We start from the raw sequence: 14,261 nt of genomic DNA, 5'->3' as shown, positions 1-14,261 counted from the left end.
CGGCCTCAGGCGGACTGCGGCTGACCGAGGCCAACCGGTCCGTCGACGGAGTCGAGCTCGCGTTCCTCCTGGCCGATCGCCCGCAGCAGTACGGCGGCCATGACGGCGAACCAGGCACCGAACACGCTGAGCGGGACCCAGAACGCGAACACGCCGTTCCACGCCAGCGGCCCCTGGTGGAAGCAGATCACCAGCAGACCGGGCAGGAACAACAGCGCGACCCACACGTTGAAGTAGCCCACCCAGCGCGGGAACACCGGCTCCGGACGACGGTCGCCGAACACCGCGAGCGCGATCACGATGCTCTGCAGGATCGCCGGACCGCCGAAGCCGACCAGGGCCAGCCAGCCGAAGTCGTTGATCACCTGGGTGATCTCCGGGGACCGGGTCTCCGGCCGGTAAGCGGCGGCCGCCATCGCGAACATCGGGAAGATGAACAGCACCGGCGTCAGCAGACCCCCGATGAGCTGGATGTACGCGAGCGGCGACGACTCACCCTCGATGCGCCGCATCTGCAGCAGGATGCCCACCGGGAAGGCGAATCCCAGCGCGGCACCGAGCATCGACAGGACCAGGCCGAGCCGGATGCGGACCTGGTTCTCGGTGAGGAAACGGGCCAGCTCCGCTGCCGGCATCGACGGCGACGGCGGCGGGATGAGCCCGGCGATGCCCCAGAAGCCGATTCCGAAGACCACCATCATGGCCGGGCCGCTCCAGGCGCACAGCCGTTGGTTGCGTGCGTTCATGTCTCTCCTTCGCTCACTCACCGTCGCGCTCCAGCCTGGGGTACTTCCCTACGAACGGCTTGAGATCGACCATGCCGCCGGGTGCGGGATACGGGTTCGACGGGAACAACGACTGGGGCAGCACAACCGGACTGGGGCGTGCGCTGATCGCGGACACGTGCGGCCGGACGTAGACCCACGCCTCGCCGTCGTCTCCGTAGTGGGTGACCGCGGCGCCGAAGTTGGCGAAGAACTGCGCGATGTCCAGGCCGTAGGGCTTCAGGTAACGCAGCGCCGGGTTGAGGTCGCGCAGCACGCCGGTGGCCGGCGGGAAGAACTCCCGCGCCTCGTGCCCGAAGTCCGGCACCCGGTCCAGCGTGTCCGGCGCGTGGTCGAGGACGGCGTGCAGGCTGGGCATCAGTCCGCGCAGGTCCGAGCTGGTCTCCGGGAGCTGGTCGAGCGCATCGTTGAGGTCCGGTGCGGCGCGGTGCAGATCGGCCGCCACCGGGGACAGCGAGTGCGCGATGCGCGAGACACCGTCGCTGGCCTGGGTGGCGCTGGTCAGGACGGCAGGCAGCTTGCGCATGCTCGCCTCCAGCGCGGGGCGCTGCCGCGCCGTGGCCGAGCTCAGCCGGTCGGCGGTCGAGACCAGGTCCACGATCTGTCCGCGTCCCACGTCCAGCGAGTCGAAGACCTGGTTGAGCTGCTGGGAGATGGCCTCCAGGTCGCTGGACTGTTCGGCGACCGCACGCAACGCGGTGGCGCCGCCGCCGCCGAAGCCGGACAGGCCGTCGGCCAGCGCGGCTATGTCGTCGCGGCGGCCGTCGGTGGACTGGCCAAGCGAACGGATGACGCCGCCGAGCGAGTCGCGGGTCGGCTTGTCGAGGCTGGCCAGCACGTCGCGCAACTGGACCGAGTCCTTGACCGAGGCCGCCGGCAGGACGGTGCCGTCCGGCAGCGCCGGGCCGGTTCCGTCCACCAGCACGACGACCGGCTGGCCGGCGAGGGACTTCTCGCTGATCTGCGCGGTGACGCCCTGGTGCAGCGGCGTCGCCACCTCGTCCATCCGCAGCGGGACGCGGATGCGGTCCGGCGACATGCGCTCGAGCCGTCCGACCTTGCCGACCGGGACGCCGGCGATCTGCACGTCGGCGTACTCGACGAGGTTGTTGAGCGTCTCGGTGTCGAACGAGACCGTGTAGTCCCTACCGCCCAGACCGGGCAGGGAGCCCCCGGCCTGGGCGTAGAGGTAGCCGAGGAACGTGAGGCACGCCGCGAAGAACGCGAGCAGCGTGAGGTTGCGGAACGACGAATGCGAAGTCATCGGTGGCAGCTCCCACTCGGACACACGGCGAAACGACCGGCAGGGCCAGGACTCGGGAAGGCGTTCATCGGTGGCAGCTCCCGCTTCCGATGGCGGGATACGGCCCCAACGGGCTGCCTCCCTGTTGGTAGGTGTTGCTGTCCCGCTCGCCGGGCGCGAGCACACCGGTCGGACCGTTGGTGGCGATCGTCAGGTGGCCCCGGCCCCACGTGCCCATGCCGTCGCGGGTGCTGAACACCGAGTTCGTGTTGTAGAAGAAGCCGCCGAGGTCGTACATCCACGGCGCGACCTTCGACGTCACGTCGTCGAGGCAGTGGCTGACCGGCTGCAGCTCGTCGACCGCGTCGCGCAGGTCGTCGGTGAGCGGCCGCAGGTCGGACACGACCGGGCGGGCCTTGGACACGACGTCGCGCGCGGCGTCGGTGGTGTCGCGCAGCGGGCCGACCATGTCGCGCACGTCGGACAGTGCGTCGGGCAGTGCCGTCGAGGCCTCCCGGATGTCGTCCAGGGTCGGGTTGAGCTCGTGGGTCAGCTTGGACGTGCTGTCCAGCCCGTGGTGCAGCGCGGCGGTGGTGTCGGGCAGCTGGCGCAGCGCCTCGCCGAGGTCACCGTCGCGCTGGGCGAGCACCCCCAGGGTCTGTTGGGTGGAGGCGACCAGGTCACGCAGCCGCCCGTCGTTGCTGCCCAGCGCCGCGGACAGCTGGGACAGCGCGCCGATCAGGCCCCGGAGGTTGTCGCTGCGGGTCTGCAGCCGTTCCATGACCGGACGCAGCGTCTCCAGCGAGGTGTCCGCCGCCTTCAGGTCCACCGGCAGCGTCTTCGGCGCGTTGACCAGCGCGTTGTCCGCTTCGGCGAGCAGCTGGGTGAGCGCTGCCCTGCTGTGGTCGTCAAACTTCGAGAACACCTCGTCCAGCTGGATCGGCCGGGACGTCTGGGTGACCGGCAGGACACCGCCGGACGGGATCAGATGCCCGGGTGGCCCACCGGGCTGCAGCGTCACGTACATCTGGTTGAGCGGGTTGACCGACCGCAGCACCGCGCGGGCGTTGTCGTAGATCGGGTGACCGGGCTCGATCGACAGCGTCACCAGCGAGGTGTTGTGCGCGGTCGGTTCGCTGGCCACGATCTGGCCGACCTCGACCCCGGCGATCCGCACCTCCTGGGAGTTGCCCGGGCTCACCGCGACCGCGTCGGCCAACTCGATCTTGAAGGTGAACCGCTGAGCCCACGGCGCGGTCAGGTTCATCTGCGACAGGATGATCCCGCCCGCGACCAGCCCGACGACGACCAGCGCCACCACCGCGCTGACGTCCCGGCCGAGTCCCGGCACGGTCCGCAGGCGCTGCCACCGCTGCCTCATCGTTGCACCAGCAGCATTCATCGGACCGGTCCTTTGTCGAGGTCGAGCACGGGCGGCTTGATGCCCGGATCAGGGAGCGGAACGCCGTTCTTGAGCTCAGGCCCGACCTTCAGCGGCGGTCCGTGGCTTCCGGGCTTGCCGGGGAACTCGGACAGGTAGTCCTGCAGCTGCTGCGCGGTGATCCCGGTTCCCTCGACGGACGTGGAACCGGCGCCGACCTGGAAGCCGAGCAGGTGCGACGTGGCGTCGTAGTAGCGGACCGAGTCGGCCAGGTGCGCGAAGGTGTAGCCGATCTCCTGGTAGAACTTCTGCCCGTCACCGCCGCCGTTCGGGTACTTCGGCGCCAGCCCGTGCCATTCGGTGTTGAGCGAACCCAGGATCGGGCCGTTGACCCGGTCCAGCACAGGCCCCTTGAGGTCGTCGAGCACGTCGGTGGCCGTTCCCACGGTCGGCTCCAGCTGGCGGACCAGCGGCTCGGCGTCCTCCAGCAGCGGCCGCAGATCGGCGACGACCGGCCGAAGGTCGGCGATCGCCGGGCGCAGGTCGTGCAGCAGCGGGTCCAGCTCCTTGACCGTCGGGCGGGCGTCATCCGCGGTGTCGGTGACCTTGTCCAGCGTCACGGCGAGGTCGTCGGCTCCGGTGCGGGTGGCCCGCAACGTCTCCGGCATCGTCGTGATCGTCCGGTCCACCGGGGACGCGTTCGTCCCGAACGTCTTCGAGACGTTCGCCAGCGAGTCGGCGATGGAGCCCAGCTGCCCGGGGCTCTCCGACAGCACCTTGGCGGTGCGGTCCAGGTTGGTGACCATCGTCGCCAGGTCGGTGTCCTTGTTGAGCCCGCGCAGCGCGTCGGCCACCTCACCCGTCGGCCGCAGTGCCGCCGGTGCGTCGGCGAGCAGCTGGTTGAGATCGTTGCCCGCGCCCGCCTTCAACGTGCTGTCGAGCCGCTCGGTCATGCCCTGCAGGCCGTGCTGCGCGTCCGGCGGGATCGCGGACAGCAGCTCGTCCAGCTCCACCGGCAGGCTGGTGCGCTGCACCGGGACGACGTCGGTCGCCGAGGTGCCCGGCGCGCCACCGGGATACAGCTGCACGTAGTACGAACCGCCGAGCACGGTGGCCGGCCGGATCACGACCCTCGGTTCGGTGCCGAGCAGCGCCCGGGTGCCGTGGTCCAGCTTGAGCGTCATCTCGACCGGGCCGCCCGTGTCGGAGTCGACGCTCTGCACGACCCCGACCTTCGTGCCGGCGATCTTCACGGCCGTGCCGTACGGCGCGACCTTGTAGTCCCTGGCGAGCTGAACGGTCAGCGTCTCCCCCGGCTCCAGCGCGGTGACGATCGCCGAACGCTGGAACAGCAGGACCGCGATGACCGCGGCGACCCCGATCAGCACCAGACCGGTCAGTGCCGGTCGGCGGAGCAAGAGTTCTGAAGTCCTCATGGTCACTTCCCTCCACGACCGGGATCGCCGGGAATCAGGCCGCCGTTCTTGTCCCGGTCACGGAACGCCTCACCGGGCTTGGGGTAGGGGTTGTTGGCGTCCTTGACCTGGTTCGGCAGCACGGTGTTCGCCTCGGGCGCGTCGACCATCAGGCGCAGCCGGTGCTCCCAGCCGTCGTGGTTGGTGAACAGGCGGCCGACGTTGGTCATCAGGGTGCCGATGTCGCGGCTGTAGGGCGCCAGCACCTTCAGCGGCGGCGCCGCCGAGGACAGCCCGTCGGCCAGCTTCGGGGTGAACCCGCGAGCGTCGGACAGCGTGTCGGACAGGTCGTCCACCGCCGGTTTCGCGTCGTCGACGACGTCGGGGACCTGGCGCAGTGGCGCGCGTGCGTCCCGGAAGGTTCCCCGCAGATCGGGGGTTGCCTGGCCGAGCGCACCGGCGCCGGAGCGCAGGCTCCCGGTGGCCGAGGCGAGGTCGGCGAGCGGGGCGTCGGCGTCGTCCAGAGCGGTCCGCGCGGCCTTCAGCGTCGTGGGCAGCTGGGCGACGGTGTCGCTCAGCGGCTTGCCGCCGTCGACGCCCAGCGCCTGCAGCGTCTCGTCGGTCTGGTGCAGCAGCTCGGTGATCTGCTGCTGGCGGCCGTTGAAGCGTTCGGACAGCCGGTCCGAGGTGCGCAGCAGACTGGGCAGGTCGGTCCGCTGCGACACCAGCGTGGTGCTGATCGTTCCGAGGTCGGTCAGAGCTCCGGGTGCCGCCGCGACGAAGTCGTGCAGACCGGGGCCGTAGCCTGCCAGGCCGCCGAGCTGCCGCATGGAGTTGCCGAACGCGGCGCGGGTGGCCGGGTCGAACACGTCGAGCAGGGCGACCACGTCGTGCGTGGACTCGGTCTGGCGGACCGGCAGTGTCGCCGTCCCGAGCAACCCGCTGGCCGGGTTGCCCGGGCGCAGCTCGACGTACTTCTGGGCCAGCGCCGACTGGTCCCAGATACCGGCGTAGCCGTCCCGGTACATCGGGACGCCGTCGTGGGTGTCCATCGTGACCAGCGGCTTGCCGTTGACCAGCTGCACCGCCGAGACCTGCCCGACGACGATCCCGTTCTGCCGGACCTCCGAGCCGGGCTGCAGCTGCCCGACGTCGTCGAACTCCGCCTTGACGGTGGTGACCGGCGCTCCGGGCAGACGGCCCTCGTTCGCGGTGAACGCCAGGTAGCCGATCATCGCGGCGACGACGACGGTGCCGAGGCCCTTGGTGAAGTTGCGGGCTGATTCCTTGGTCGGAGCCATGATCAGTTGCCTCCGCCGAGGAGCTGGTCGAACATGTTCGACTCCTGTTTCGGGGTCAGCCCGGTCGCGTTGCCCGGCTCCGGCTCCGGCCTCGTTCGAGGCTCGTTCTTCGGGGCGTGGCCGCCGTTCTCGGCACCGTCGGGGTTCGGCAGCGTCGGGACGAACGGCAACGGCTTCGTGGGCGGGTAGCCGCTCTGTCCGCTGGGGTCGTCGCGGACCGGGTTGAACGGCTGGTTCTTGCCGACCGGGGGCAGCGGGCCGAGCAGCGTCGTGCCGACGGTCGACGGCGACGCGACCACGACGGCACGGAAGTAATGGGCGAGCCCGTCGTAGCCGGTGGTCGTCATGGCCCAGTTGGCCAGGCCGGTCATGGCGTTCTCCAGCTGGCTGGGCACGCCCTTGTCGTGGGTGAGGATCTGGTTGCTCAGCGTGTTGAGCGACGTGCCGACCGACCGCAGATCACCGGCCGCCGGCTTCAGGTCGTGGATCACCGGACGTGCCTCGTCCAGCAGGTGGTCGAGCCGGTCGAGCGCGTCGGGCGCCGCGTTCAGCGCCGGCTTCGCGGCATCGGCGAAGTCGCTCAGCTCGCCACTGGCGTCGACCAGGTTGTCGGTCAGCGGCCGGACCCCGGCGAGTACGTCGGTGGTGTTGTCGGCCATCGTGCCCAGGTTGCCCAGCGTGCGCCGGGCGCTGGCCAATGTGCTGGGCAGGTCACCGACGGCACCGTCGAGTGCCTGCCGGTTCGCGGCAACGGCACCCAGGGACTGCCGCGCGGAACCGACCAGCGAGTCCAGCGGCTGCGCGAACGCGGTGGCGTTGCGCTGCGCCGCCACGATGAGGTTGGTCAGCAACGAGTTCTGCTGGTCGAGCAGCCGGGACAGCTGGTCGGCCTGGTGCAGCGAGGGCTGCGCGACGGTGAGCGCCTTGGCGACCGAGTCACCCTGGCCCGCGATCCCCTGGCCCAGCGTGGTCACCGTCGCGGCCAGCGCCGTCGAGGTCGGGTCGCTGAGCGTGTTGAGCAGGTCGTCGAGGTCCACCGACGAACCGGTCCGGCTCGCCGGGATGACCATCGGCTGCGCGAGGACCGGGGCGGACGGCGTTCCCTGGCCGAGCGCGATGAACCGCTCACCCAGCAGGCTCACCGGCTGGATCTTCGCGGTCGCGTCGGTGTGCAGCGGCAGCACCGAACGGTCCAGGGACATCCGCACGTGGGACTGGCCGCCGACCAGGCTGATCGAGGAGATCGTGCCCACCTCGACGCCGTCGAGCTGCACCTTGTTCCCCGGCGCCAATGGGCTGGAATCGACGAACACGGCCGTGACGGTCGCCCGCGCATTGTCCTGCGTTTTCGCATAGGCGAGCCAGCCGAGCAGAATCACTGCGACCGCGAGCGCGGCCACCAGAAATCGACGAGGTTTCATCGCGGGGCACTCCCGGTTGCGTCGGCCCACGGCTGGTTCACGATCGCGCCGGGCAGGATTACCGGCGAGATGGTCTCGCCCGGGGTCTGCACATTGGGGCCGTTGTTGTTGGCGGTCTGACCCGCCGGAACGATCGGGTGACCCATGTGGCCCATGGAGTCATAGGGAGAGAAGACGCCGCCCCACCCGGAGAGGAATCCCATGATCTCCGGGGTATAGGGCCGCAGGAATGCAACAGCCGGATTGGCGGTGTCCAGTGTGGTCCGCAATACCGGCAGGACATGGCTGGACGTGTCGAGGAAATCGGGGGCCACGTCGAGCAGCCCGTCCGCGGCGTCCAGCGTCGGACCGAGGAGCTTCACACTCGGGCGCAGGTCGTCCAGCATCGGGCTCAGGTCGGCGGCCAGCCCGGGCAGCTGTTCGGTCGCCGGGGCCAGGTCGTCCAGCAGCGGGACGGTGGCGTCCGCGGCGGCCGGCACCTTGTCCAGCGCCGTCTTCACCGAGTCGAGAGTGCCCGGCAGCTCGGCGACACTGTCGCTGAGCTGCTGCTCGTGGACCGAGGCGGTGCTGGTGAGCTGCTTCAGGTCGGTGACCGTCGAGGACAGCCTGCCTCGCCGCTCGGCGAGCACAGAGGTAACTTTGTGCAGGTCAGCGAGCACCGTCCGGATGGCCTGACCGTCGGAGCCGACAGCCTTCAGCACCGAGCCGACCGCCTGCACCGACGGGCCGGCCGCCTTCAGGGTCTGGTTGAAGTCCTGCTGATGACCGGCCATCGTCACGTTCAGCTGCTGCAGCATCGATGCCAGGTGGGTGCGCGTCGGGGTGTCGAGCGCCTCCAGGAGGTCCTCGACGACCACCTGCGAGGAGCCTGCCTGGATCATCGCGCCGGCCGGCAGCACCGGGTTCGTACCGGGGCCGGGCTGCAGCTGCAGGTAGCGCTCACCGAGCACCGAGCGCCATTCCACGGTGACCGTGGTGCCGGTACGCAACGGTGCGGGCAGATTACCGACACGCATTCCGACGATCGCCTTGTCATTCTTGACGGTGACCTCGGTGACGTTTCCGACGTCCCGTCCGGCGATTTGGACGGGCGTTCCCTCGACGACTCCGATCGCATTCGGAAGCACGACCGTGTAGTCGTCCCCGCTGTATCGACCAGCCAGGACAAAACCCAGGAGAACAGCCAGGACACCGACCACCCCGAAGGCGACCCACGTCAGTTTGTTGCTCATTTCCGGACCTTCCAAGGACGTGTAGCGATGCGGCTAGTTGGCGATAGGCGCATTCGGAAAACCGCCCCAGAAAGCCTGCTGCGCGAGAAGACCGATGACACTGACGAGCACCATGTTCACGACCATCGACTTAGCGGTGTTCAGGCCGACGCCCACCGGACCACCGCTCGCGGTGTATCCGTAGTAACAGCCGACCAGAATGACGATGGCACCGAGCACCATCGTCCAGATCATCGAGAAAAGCAGATCCAACGGACTCTGGAATGCCCACAGAATCGTCAGGAAACCGCCTTCGGACACCGTGTGCAGTACGTGCACCACCATGTACCAGGAGGAGATGTAGAGCAGTCCCAGGCCCACGATGTAGAGGAACGGCATGGCGATGAGGGCGGCGATCAACCGGGTGGCGATCAGGTACGGCTTCGACTCGATGCCCATGACCTCGAGCGCGTCGACCTCGTCGGAGATCCGGGCCGAACCGATCTCGGCGACCAGGCCGCAGCCGACCTTCGCGGCCAGGATCCAGCCCCACATCTCCGGTGCGCAGGTACGGAGGCCGCCGAGCGCCGGGAAGATCCCCACGTAGCCGCCGGCGCCGAACTGCCTGGTCAGGTAGTGCCCCTGGACCGCGAAGACGGCCCCGATGAGCAGCTCCATGAACCAGATGATCAGTCCACTGGACAGGATCAGAATCCCGGCCTGCCGGAGTACCTCGCTCGCGTACTTCCTGGTCCGAGGGACCGAGGCGAAGACCTGACCGAAGAAGACCACCATCTCGGTCAACTTGGTCAGTTTGTCCGAAACCCCTTGGCGCACCATTGAGCCAGTCACGACCCGACCCCTTTAACGAACGGTCTGCATCTCGGGATAGAACCCGAGAGCGATGAGGTTGACGATGAAATCGACGATGAACACGAGCGCGAACGAGATGACCACCGCGCGGTTCACCGCCTTCCCCACTCCGGAGGCACCACCGGTGGCGTTGAGGCCCATGTACGAACACACCACCCCGATGACGAAGCCGATGATCGCGCTCTTGAGCAGCGCGACGACGATCTCCACCACGGTCAGGTTCGCGTACACGGTGGCGAAGTACTCGCCGCTGGGCACAGTTCCGTAGGTCACCGAGCTCACCGCGGAACACACGACGCCGATCAGCAGCGAGGCCACCATCAGCAGCGGGGTCAGCAGCGTGACCGACACGATCCGGGGAAGTACCAGCTCACGGACGGGTTCGACGCCGAGGACCTCCAGCGCGTCCAGCTCCTCGCGAACCTTCCGGGACCCGAGGTCGGCACACATCGAGGCACCGACGATCCCCGCGACGACCATCGAGTTGATCCACGGCGTGAATTCGCGGATATTGATGATGAAGAAGTACTGGCCGTACCGGTTGTTCGCGCCGAGCAGGGTGGTGAAGTTGATCCCCAGGATCCCGACCATGAGTCCGAACGTGAAGACCGCCAGCGCCATGGGGAACCAGGCGACCCGCAGGACGTAATACATCTCGTCCCGAGCAGTGGTCCAATAACCTCGCGGGCGCCTGATGGCACTGTAGAGCACTTTGCCGGCAAGATCGGTCAATCCACCCACGAGTTCGATGGGCCGGTATACCGGACCGGGTACGAGTCCGGCCCATCGACTCTGATTCCTGGGTACAGATTGAGCCACGACAGATGTAGCCATGCCACCCATCTCCTCAATTCGCGCTATCCAATTAATCAAACGAGAGGGTCCGAGGTGGAGTTACGATGAATTGTCGGTTATTTCTTTTTTTCGGCTCAGCGGTTACCGATGAAGCTCGTGGTGTCCCCGCTCGGAGCGGGCAGGCCGAGCAGCTTCGCGACGAGCTGGCTGGCCGGGTTGTTCAGCGCCATCGGGTTGTCCGGCGGAAGCGCGCCGACACCGATCAGCATGTGCGCGGCACGGACCATGATGATCGCCAGCCGGGTCCCGGCGAAGACCTCGTAGTACTCGAGGTTGCGCGCCTGGGTTCCGGCGACCTTCTCGTAGAAGGCGACCGTCTCGGCCGCATCGGGGATGCCGTCGGGTAGAGGCAGTCCGATGCCCTCGGTGTGGTGGCGCATGAGGAACAGCCACCAGCCGAGGTCCTGCTCACGACTGGCGAGGGTGACCATCTCCCAGTCGAGGACCGCCCCGACGCCGAGGTCGTCACCGAAGATGAGGTTGCCGACCCGGGCGTCACCCCAGTTCAGGACCTTCTCGTCATCGGCGGGCTGGTTGTCGCGCAGCCAGGCCAGCGCTGCCTCGATCGTCGGGTTCGGCTCGCCCTTGCTCGCCCACCGGAAGAAGTCCTCCCAGGTGGCGAGCTGCTCGGGCAATCCGCCCTCGGGTAGGCCGAGCTCTCGGTGGTCGGCGGCGTGGATGTCGGCGAGAACGGTCAGGCTGTTCTCCCACATCGCCAGCCGCTGCTCCGGTTCCAGATCGAGGACCCAGCCGGCGGCGGTGAACGGCGGGTCGTCCGACGGGATCCGGCCGTCGACGTGCTCCATCACCAGGAACGGGGCGCCCAGTACAGCGGGGTCGTCCTCGTAGAACAGGACCCGGGGCGCCGGCACCGGCGTGTTGTCCGCCAGCGCGCGCATCACCGCCGCTTCCTTGGCCAGGTCGTAGGACGGGAAGACGCCCTCGCCGTCGGGCTGGACCCGCGCAACCATCGCCTGTGAGCCCTGCTGCCACGACGCGGTGAACAGGACGGTCTCGGTCGACAGGCCGTTCGAGCTCGGTACCCGGACGTCGGACACTCGCAGACCGGTCGCCTCGGGCATCCGCTCGGACAACCAGCGGGTCAGACTCATCGCCGCCTCGACGGGATCGATCTTGTTGGTGAGCGCCATCGCTACTTCTTCCCCATCTTCTTGAGCAGCCACTTCGCCGACTGCTGGCCCGGGATGCCGCTGATCCCGCCGGTCGGGTGGGTGCCGGCGCCGCTGAGGAACAGACCCTCGACGGGGGTGTGGTAGCTACCGAAACCGCTGGCCGGACGCAGCGGTCCCATGCGCATCAGCGCGGGATCCACGTGGTAGACGTTGCCGCCGGGCACGTTGAAGCGGGTCTCCAGGTCCGGGATGTTGAACACCCGCCGCTCGATGACCATCGAGTCGAGACCTTCGAAGATCTCGGCGGCGGCGCCGAGCGCGCGGTCGCCGATCTTGTCCCGCACGTCCTTCCACGGCTCCGTCGGGTGCGCCGGAGTGATGCCGGACCAGTACCAGAAGGTGTCCTTGCCGGGCGGGGCCTGGCTCGGGTCGAGCGCGGACGGGATGATCCCGATACCGCAGATCGGGTCCGGCCAGCGGCCGGCGATCGTGTCCTCCCAGGCCCGGATGTGCTCGTCGAACGTCTGCCAGGCGATGATCGGCTCGCGCAGGTTGAGATCGTCCTTGCGCCAGGCCTGGTGTCTCGGCAAGGTCAGCTGGCCGTCGAGCGCCACGTCGATCTTGAGTGAGGCCGCCTCGACGGTGTCGATCGGGATCGCGTCGGCGCGCCGCTGCATCGTGTCGTCGAGGACGCCGCGCGGCAGCAGGTCGGTCAACGTGGCCTTCGGGCTGCACGAGGCCAGCACGTACGGCGCGCGCAGCACCTCGCCGCCTTCGAGCCGCACACCGGTGATCTTGTTGTTGCCGTCGAGCAGCAGCTCCTGGACCCGCGCCGAGGTCCGGACCGTGCCGCCGGAGGACTCGAACGACCGCTGGATCGCGGCCGGCAGCGACCCGGAGCCACCCGCCATGCGGGAGGAGTTCAGCTTGTGACAGATCGCCACGTAGATGAGCGCCCAGCCGGTGCCGTCCTGGGTCATCCAGCAGAACGGCGGCATCGACGCCAGCGCCGCCTGCAGCAACGGGGTGTCGAACCGCTCGGTGATGATCTCCGCGTGCGACCGGGTCAGGAAGCTGATCAACGGCGTCAGCTCCTTGCGCCGCCGGACCGCCTTCGGGATCGCCTTGAGGATCTCCTTGCCGGACGGGCGGGTCGGGTGGCCGTTCATGAACGGCAGCGCCAGGTCCATCGCCGCGTCGCACTGGTTCGCGAACTCCAGGTAGGCACGCGCGTCCTTGTGCGAGAACCGCTTCAGCTCCTCGGCGGTGCGCGCCGGGTCCTTCCAGAACGCGAGCGACGAGCCGTCCGGGTCCAGGTGCACGTGGAACGGGTCGGCGATGATCTGCCGCAGCCCGTGCCGGTCGAGCTCCAGGTCCTTGATGATGCTCGTCGAGCGGAACATCGACGCCTGGATGCCACCCTCGTTGATCAGGTGGTTCGGCGCGCTCGGGAAGATCGCGTTGGTGCCGAGCATGCCGCCGGAGGTCGGCGAGGCCTCCAGGACGACGACCCGCAGGCCGGCGCGAGCCAGGTAGGCGGCGGCGGTCAGGCCGTTGTGGCCGGCGCCGATGACGATGACGTCGTGGCTCATCTGCTCACCAACTGTGCGCTGCGCTGCTTCATGTGCCGCTGGTACTTGTCGAACCACAGCTCCTGGTAGGTGGCATGGGCGACGCGGCCCTGCTCGTCCTCCCAGCGGTAGACGCTGTCGTGGAACGACGTGTTCGGCCAGGCGGGCAGCGTCGCGCAGGCGATCGCCTCGCCGTGGAAGCCGTAGGTGGCGCCGTGCTCGTCGACGGCGGTGATCTCCTGGCGGACCGGCAGGTGGATCCGGTCGTGGTACTCCAGCACGTTGCGCCGCACCGAGGTGATCGCCCGGGTCTCGTCGCCCAGCTGGATCCACGCGTAGTGGTGCGACGGCCGGTCGCCGACGTTGTACAGCCCGGCCCACGCCGGGTCGGTGTCCAGCGGTTCGAAGCTGATCTGGTTGAAGATGAGGTCGGGTCCGAAGTACATGGGTGACCAGCCGATCGGCGGGACCGGTGTGGCACCGCCCCGGGTCTCCAGCCGGACCTGGCGCCAGGAGCGGTCCCTCGGCGCGAAACAGTCGATTGCGTGGCGTTCGCCGTGCAGCACCAGCTCACCGGTCATGTGCATGAACTGCTCGGTGCCACCCGACTTGCTGCCGACGGCGTGGTGGTCCTCCTCGCCCGGCATGATGTGGCCCCTGGCCAGCAGCGGGGTGACCGCGGTGGCGGTGACGTCCACGCTCGTCGAGCCGTCGCTGCTCGTGTAGGTGATGCGGGCGACCCGGCCCAGCTCGAGGAACTCGATCGACAGGCCGTTGGCCGTGGTGATCTTGTTTCCGTCGATCTCGGGCCACGGCATGGTGATCTCGTAGTCCATGAACGCCATGTCGGTGGGCTCGAAGTTGTCCGTTCCCTGGAAAATGCACACGCCGCCCTGGGACAACGGGAACGCCGGCTGGTAGCGCACGTAGAGGAAGGCCCCGATCCGCGCTTCCGGAATCGAGAAGCCGAAATAGTGCGTGTGGATCAGATGCGGGTCCCACTGCTCGCCGTCGGCGGGGAGCGGGAGGATCAGGTCGGACTCCGGGGGATGAATTCCGATCGGCATGTCTG

12 protein-coding genes are annotated in these 14,261 nt (G+C 68.5%); all 12 read right to left on the bottom strand.

Going from position 1 to position 14,261, the window contains the following annotated elements; translation table 11 throughout:
• Positions 1 to 5: 5 nt before the first annotated feature.
• The 12 genes from G406_RS45975 to G406_RS0110150 all read right to left on the bottom strand — a co-directional run bounded on the left by G406_RS45975 (position 6) and on the right by G406_RS0110150 (position 14,256).
• A complete protein-coding gene (locus G406_RS45975; protein ID WP_051341905.1) occupies positions 6 to 746 on the bottom strand; it encodes a hypothetical protein in 741 nt (246 codons plus the stop codon).
• A gap of 13 nt (positions 747 to 759) precedes the next feature.
• Positions 760 to 2,049 carry an MlaD family protein gene (locus tag G406_RS0110200; RefSeq protein WP_028933748.1) on the bottom strand — a complete coding sequence of 430 codons (1,290 nt, stop codon included), beginning with the start codon at positions 2,047 to 2,049 and terminating at the stop codon, positions 760 to 762.
• Between the two features lie 64 nt (positions 2,050 to 2,113).
• Positions 2,114 to 3,409 (bottom strand): MlaD family protein, encoded by a 1,296-nt coding sequence (locus G406_RS45970; protein WP_051341903.1) that lies wholly within the window; start codon positions 3,407 to 3,409, stop codon positions 2,114 to 2,116.
• A gap of 17 nt (positions 3,410 to 3,426) precedes the next feature.
• Complete coding sequence (locus tag G406_RS45965) at positions 3,427 to 4,845, bottom strand: MlaD family protein (RefSeq protein ID WP_156934769.1); 1,419 nt, start codon at positions 4,843 to 4,845, stop codon at positions 3,427 to 3,429.
• A 2-nt stretch (positions 4,846 to 4,847) separates the two neighbouring features.
• Positions 4,848 to 6,125, bottom strand: a complete 1,278-nt coding sequence (locus tag G406_RS0110185; RefSeq protein WP_028933747.1) for an MlaD family protein — start codon at positions 6,123 to 6,125, stop codon at positions 4,848 to 4,850.
• Positions 6,126 to 6,127: 2 nt separating this feature from the next.
• Positions 6,128 to 7,546 carry an MlaD family protein gene (locus tag G406_RS0110180; RefSeq protein WP_028933746.1) on the bottom strand — a complete coding sequence of 473 codons (1,419 nt, stop codon included), beginning with the start codon at positions 7,544 to 7,546 and terminating at the stop codon, positions 6,128 to 6,130.
• The gene (locus G406_RS0110175) at positions 7,543 to 8,778 is read right to left on the bottom strand and encodes an MlaD family protein (RefSeq protein WP_037075958.1); all 1,236 of its coding nucleotides are present in this window, start codon (positions 8,776 to 8,778) and stop codon (positions 7,543 to 7,545) included. The genes G406_RS0110180 and G406_RS0110175 overlap by 4 nt, the downstream gene beginning before the upstream one ends.
• A gap of 33 nt (positions 8,779 to 8,811) precedes the next feature.
• Entirely contained in the window at positions 8,812 to 9,552 is a 741-nt protein-coding gene (locus G406_RS0110170; RefSeq protein WP_245607078.1) for an ABC transporter permease, read from the bottom strand.
• A gap of 69 nt (positions 9,553 to 9,621) precedes the next feature.
• On the bottom strand, positions 9,622 to 10,284 hold the full coding sequence (locus G406_RS0110165) for an ABC transporter permease (protein ID WP_245607072.1): 663 nt from the start codon (positions 10,282 to 10,284) through the stop codon (positions 9,622 to 9,624).
• 275 nt (positions 10,285 to 10,559) lie between these two features.
• The gene (locus G406_RS0110160) at positions 10,560 to 11,636 is read right to left on the bottom strand and encodes a phosphotransferase family protein (RefSeq protein WP_028933742.1); all 1,077 of its coding nucleotides are present in this window, start codon (positions 11,634 to 11,636) and stop codon (positions 10,560 to 10,562) included.
• Positions 11,637 to 11,638: 2 nt separating this feature from the next.
• On the bottom strand, positions 11,639 to 13,210 hold the full coding sequence (locus G406_RS0110155) for a phytoene desaturase family protein (RefSeq protein WP_037075954.1): 1,572 nt from the start codon (positions 13,208 to 13,210) through the stop codon (positions 11,639 to 11,641).
• The gene (locus G406_RS0110150) at positions 13,207 to 14,256 is read right to left on the bottom strand and encodes a hypothetical protein (protein WP_028933740.1); all 1,050 of its coding nucleotides are present in this window, start codon (positions 14,254 to 14,256) and stop codon (positions 13,207 to 13,209) included. The genes G406_RS0110155 and G406_RS0110150 overlap by 4 nt, the downstream gene beginning before the upstream one ends.
• Positions 14,257 to 14,261 lie beyond the last annotated feature (5 nt).

It is taken from the genome of Actinospineispora spinosispora DSM 44797 (assembly GCF_000429025.1).
In the GTDB taxonomy this organism is placed as follows: Bacteria; Actinomycetota; Actinomycetes; order Mycobacteriales; family Pseudonocardiaceae; genus Pseudonocardia; species Pseudonocardia spinosispora.
Note: the sequence above shows the minus strand (reverse complement) of the source record. Positions and strands in the feature narration are given on the sequence as shown.

Bases quoted from the DNA above. Each gene is read 5' to 3' on its own strand.
- G406_RS45975 (WP_051341905.1), bottom strand. From the start codon at position 746: ATGAACGCACGCAACCAACGGCTGTGCGCCTGGAGCGGCCCGGCCATG.
- G406_RS0110200 (WP_028933748.1), bottom strand. From the start codon at position 2,049: ATGACTTCGCATTCGTCGTTCCGCAACCTCACGCTGCTCGCGTTCTTC.
- G406_RS45970 (WP_051341903.1), bottom strand. From the start codon at position 3,409: ATGAGGCAGCGGTGGCAGCGCCTGCGGACCGTGCCGGGACTCGGCCGG.
- G406_RS45965 (WP_156934769.1), bottom strand. From the start codon at position 4,845: ATGAGGACTTCAGAACTCTTGCTCCGCCGACCGGCACTGACCGGTCTG.
- G406_RS0110185 (WP_028933747.1), bottom strand. From the start codon at position 6,125: ATGGCTCCGACCAAGGAATCAGCCCGCAACTTCACCAAGGGCCTCGGC.
- G406_RS0110180 (WP_028933746.1), bottom strand. From the start codon at position 7,546: ATGAAACCTCGTCGATTTCTGGTGGCCGCGCTCGCGGTCGCAGTGATT.
- G406_RS0110175 (WP_037075958.1), bottom strand. From the start codon at position 8,778: ATGAGCAACAAACTGACGTGGGTCGCCTTCGGGGTGGTCGGTGTCCTG.
- G406_RS0110170 (WP_245607078.1), bottom strand. From the start codon at position 9,552: ATGGTGGTCTTCTTCGGTCAGGTCTTCGCCTCGGTCCCTCGGACCAGG.
- G406_RS0110165 (WP_245607072.1), bottom strand. From the start codon at position 10,284: ATGTATTACGTCCTGCGGGTCGCCTGGTTCCCCATGGCGCTGGCGGTC.
- G406_RS0110160 (WP_028933742.1), bottom strand. From the start codon at position 11,636: ATGGCGCTCACCAACAAGATCGATCCCGTCGAGGCGGCGATGAGTCTG.
- G406_RS0110155 (WP_037075954.1), bottom strand. From the start codon at position 13,210: ATGAGCCACGACGTCATCGTCATCGGCGCCGGCCACAACGGCCTGACC.
- G406_RS0110150 (WP_028933740.1), bottom strand. From the start codon at position 14,256: ATGCCGATCGGAATTCATCCCCCGGAGTCCGACCTGATCCTCCCGCTC.